At 55.4% G+C, this 3,793-nt stretch carries 4 protein-coding genes; 3 read left to right on the top strand and 1 reads right to left on the bottom strand.

Going from position 1 to position 3,793, the window contains the following annotated elements; translation table 11 throughout:
- Positions 1 to 778 (bottom strand): acyl-CoA dehydrogenase family protein (locus WEB61_RS04320; RefSeq protein WP_368063097.1); only part of this gene is annotated, 778 nt, incomplete at its 3' end.
- Between the two features lie 88 nt (positions 779 to 866).
- On the opposite strand from WEB61_RS04320, the gene WEB61_RS04315 reads away from it, so the two are divergent.
- The 3 genes from WEB61_RS04315 (at position 867) to WEB61_RS04305 (ending at position 3,594) form a co-directional block, all read left to right on the top strand.
- A complete protein-coding gene (locus WEB61_RS04315) occupies positions 867 to 1,460 on the top strand; it encodes a TetR/AcrR family transcriptional regulator (protein ID WP_368063096.1) in 594 nt (197 codons plus the stop codon).
- A gap of 555 nt (positions 1,461 to 2,015) precedes the next feature.
- Positions 2,016 to 2,699, top strand: coding sequence for a hypothetical protein (locus WEB61_RS04310; RefSeq protein WP_368063095.1), 684 nt, complete (start codon positions 2,016 to 2,018; stop codon positions 2,697 to 2,699).
- 19 nt (positions 2,700 to 2,718) lie between these two features.
- Positions 2,719 to 3,594 (top strand): HAD family hydrolase, encoded by an 876-nt coding sequence (locus tag WEB61_RS04305; protein ID WP_368063094.1) that lies wholly within the window; start codon positions 2,719 to 2,721, stop codon positions 3,592 to 3,594.
- The last annotated feature ends 199 nt before the right edge of the window (positions 3,595 to 3,793 follow it).

The raw sequence follows: 3,793 nt of genomic DNA, 5'->3' as shown, positions 1-3,793 counted from the left end.
CCAAGGGCCCGGCGGCCAGCACCGCGCGCTCGTAATCGAGGCCCGACATCAGCACCTTGACGCCTTCGTTGAGCTTGCCGAGCACGTTTTCGGCCGGTACTTCGCAATCCTCGAAAACGAGCTCCGCCGTGTTGGAACCGCGCATGCCGAGCTTGTCGAGCTTTTGCGCCGCGTGGAAACCCTTGAAGCCCTTCTCGATGATGAAGGGGGTGATGCCTTTGGGGCCTGCGGCGGGGTCGGTTTTCGCATAGACCACAAGCACTTCCGCGTCGGGCCCGTTGGTGATCCACATCTTGGTGCCGTTCAGCACGTAGCGGTCGCCCTTCTTTTCCGCTTTCAGGCGCATCGAGACGACATCGGAACCGGCGCCGGGCTCGGACATCGCCAGCGCGCCGACATGCTCGCCACTGACAAGCTTCGGCAGATACTTGTTTTTCTGTGCATCGGTGCCGCAACGGCGGAGCTGGTTGACGCAGAGATTGGAATGGGCGCCATAGGAGAGACCGACACTGGCCGAGGCACGGCTGATCTCTTCCATTGCCACGACATGTTCGAGATAGCCGAGGCCGGCGCCGCCGAAGGCTTCTTCCACCGTGATGCCCAAGAGGCCGAGCGCGCCCATTTCCGGCCAGAGATCGCGCGGGAATGTGTTGGTGGCGTCGATTTCGGCGGCGCGGGGCGCGATGCGGTCGGCCGCGAAGGACCGCACCGTGGCGCGGATCATGTCGGCGGTTTCGCCGAGATCGAAATCGAGCGAGGGGTAATCATTGTGGCCCATGGACATTTTCCCTGTCAGGATATAAAAACGATCATACGTTTGTTTCCAGCGGCGAGCAAGAGGCAAAAATGGCCGGAAAGGGCCGAAAATGAGCAGGACCGCCGGCTCCTCCGGGCCGAAAACGCTGGCCGCGATCCGCGAGGCCGGGCTCGACCTGATCCATGCCCATGGCTATGAGGCGATGAGCCTGAGGGAGCTTGCCGCCCGTGTCGGGCTGCAGCCCGGATCGCTCTACAACCATATCAGGACCAAGCAGGAGCTGCTGTTCGTCCTCATTCACGACCACATGACGGCGCTCCTGGAACGCGCCGACGCGGCGCTTGCAGGGCTCGCCGATCCGCGGGCGCGGCTCGAGGCCTTCACCGCCTTCCATCTCAGCTATCATATTGAACGCAAACGCGAAGTCTTTATCGGCTCGTCGGAAATCCGCAGCCTCGATGCCGATAATCGCGCGACGATCGTAGCGCTCAGGCGGCAATATGAGGACCGGCTCTGCGTCATTCTCGAAGAGGGCGCGGCGCAGGGCCTATTCGCGATCGGCGATGTGCGGGTGACGGCTTACGCGATCCTCGCCATGCTGACCGGCATCTGCACATGGTACGAGCCGAAGGGCCGCATCGGCCATGCGGCGCTGATCGACATTCACACGCGGCTGGTGCTCGACGGCGTCGGGCGGGGATAAGTCCGCTTTATCCCGCAGCGGCGACACAGCGCTGCAGGCTGCGAAAACACAGCCGACCCCCCCTCTGTCACGAAACTGTCATAAAACTGTCACAAACGGTGGAAATTTTCATTCGTGTACGGACGATCAAGAAACTTATCCCCGGTTTCGGGCGGGTGCGGATTTCGCGCCGGGCGATTCGGGATCGGGTGGCGGGGATTGAAAATAATTTATCCCCGGGGTGGGCGTGTTGGCGGGTGGGGATAAGGCGGACTTATCCCCGGACTGGGGCCGGATGCCATGCTCGCGCGCGGCAAAGAAAATTATCGGTAGAAAACAGATCAGGATTAGGTCTTGTCCGGAATTTTATCAGGCATAAGATTTCAAGGTAAACCAACCTCCGCAGGCGCCAGCACATTGCCCTGACAAGCGACCGAATCTGACCTGCTGAACTGGAAGATGCCCATGGCGTTTCATTCACGCGATTTTCCAGTGAGCGCATTTATGCAGCACAGACGTAGAAGTGCTTTTGATCAAGTAGGAAAAACGAACACCGGCCAACGGGGGCACTGAAAGATGTCGAGCGAACATGATCGGTATATCGAAATCTGGAAAAAAGCTGTCGATACACAAATGCACTTCAACGAGATGTCGGTCAAATCAAGACAGCTTGGCCTGACTTTCGTTGCTGCCGCTTTGGGTGTCGCCGTCGTCGCATTGAGCCGGGACGAAGACTTTTCCCTTACTCTTTTTATATGTTCGGTTCCGATTAGCTTCCACGTTGCCGTGTTGTTGAATGTAGCTGCCTTCCTTGCGTTATTGGCGGTTCGAGAACTCGACCTCAATGTCTACCATCGAATGCTGAGAGGAGCGGTCACCTTCGGCGAGGATTTCGAACAAAATTATCTCAAAAAGATTTTTGATCTTGAAAAGGGGATGACACAGGCGATTTCTCACTACAGTCGAAATACTGACGCGAGCGTCGACAAGAATGGTGAACGATATGAATACAAACCCGGCACTGAAACATCGGCAGAGCAGAAAATACGAAGATTCTATACGACCACTCTTACTTTCTTGATCATCTCTGCGTTGATTTTTTTCGTCTCAACAAACTGGACTCAATGGTCAAACGTACGCACCGCTACGGATCAGAACGCAAACCAGAACACATTGAGTGCACCTGATCGACGAGATGAGCTGACCGAAGAAATCATTCGGTTGTTGAGTGTGCCTTCGACACATCAAGAAAACCAATGAGACGATAGGGACATTGCCGGTGACCAAACGTCTTCTAATATGTGATCTCGACAACACCCTCTATGATTGGGTGGGCTATTTTGTGAACGCCTTTTACGCGATGACCGACGAAATCGTCGCAATCACCCAATGCGATCACGAGAAATTGCTTGACGATTTTCGCGAGGTTCATCGTCGACACCATGATTCAGAGCATCCATTTGCCTTGCTGGAAACAGAAACCATCAAAAAAGCCTTTCCAAATCGATCGGCAGCCGAGACTCTAAAAATTTTGGACCGAGCTCTATACGCATTCAATGCCGTGCGTAAAAATAGCCTTCAACTCTATCCGGGCGTTCGTGAAACTTTAGATGCCCTCAACTCGGAAGGTGTGTCATTGGTCGCGCATACCGAGAGCAAGCTCTACGCGACCATCGATCGACTTACACGACTCGATCTCACAAAATATTTCTCACACATCTACTGTCGAGAGCGTCCAGATTCCGCACACCCAAGAACTTCCGGCTCGTGGGACAAAATGAAAGAGTTCCCGATGGATCGAGTTGTGGAACTTTCGCATCATCAACGAAAGCCAAATGTTGATGTGCTTTTGGAAATTTGCGCGCGCGAGGGTGTGTCGCCTCGTTTAACGGCATATATCGGCGACAGCTTAACGCGCGACGTCCTCATGGCGAAACGAGCAGGTGTACTGGCAATCTGGGCTAAGTACGGAACAATCCATGAGCCTGGCAGCTATGAGCGCCTGGTCCGTATTACACATTGGACACCAGACGACGTCGAACGGGAGAAAGAACTTCAAAATGAAGCAAAAGCGGTCGCTCCGGATTTTGTCGCTGAGCAATCGTTTAGTGAGGTCATTCTCGCCGTAAGAGGCATGATGCAATTGCATGCTTAAGGCTTGGAAGACCAACGCGTTTCTTCCTACCTGATTAAACACAGGAAGTTATCTCATCACGAGCAACACGCTTGCGCCTTGGCGCCTGCGATTGCGCCGGAGGCGGTGCCGGGGCTCAAGCGGCAAGCGGCGCTGCGACTCGCCTTCGCGAAGCTGGCGCTTCGCTTCGGTGGGCAGGGTGGGCCCCCGCAACAAACCC

The organism is Parvibaculum sp. (assembly GCF_040882025.1).
In the GTDB taxonomy this organism is placed as follows: domain Bacteria; phylum Pseudomonadota; class Alphaproteobacteria; order Parvibaculales; family Parvibaculaceae; genus Parvibaculum.
Note: the sequence above shows the minus strand (reverse complement) of the source record. Positions and strands in the feature narration are given on the sequence as shown.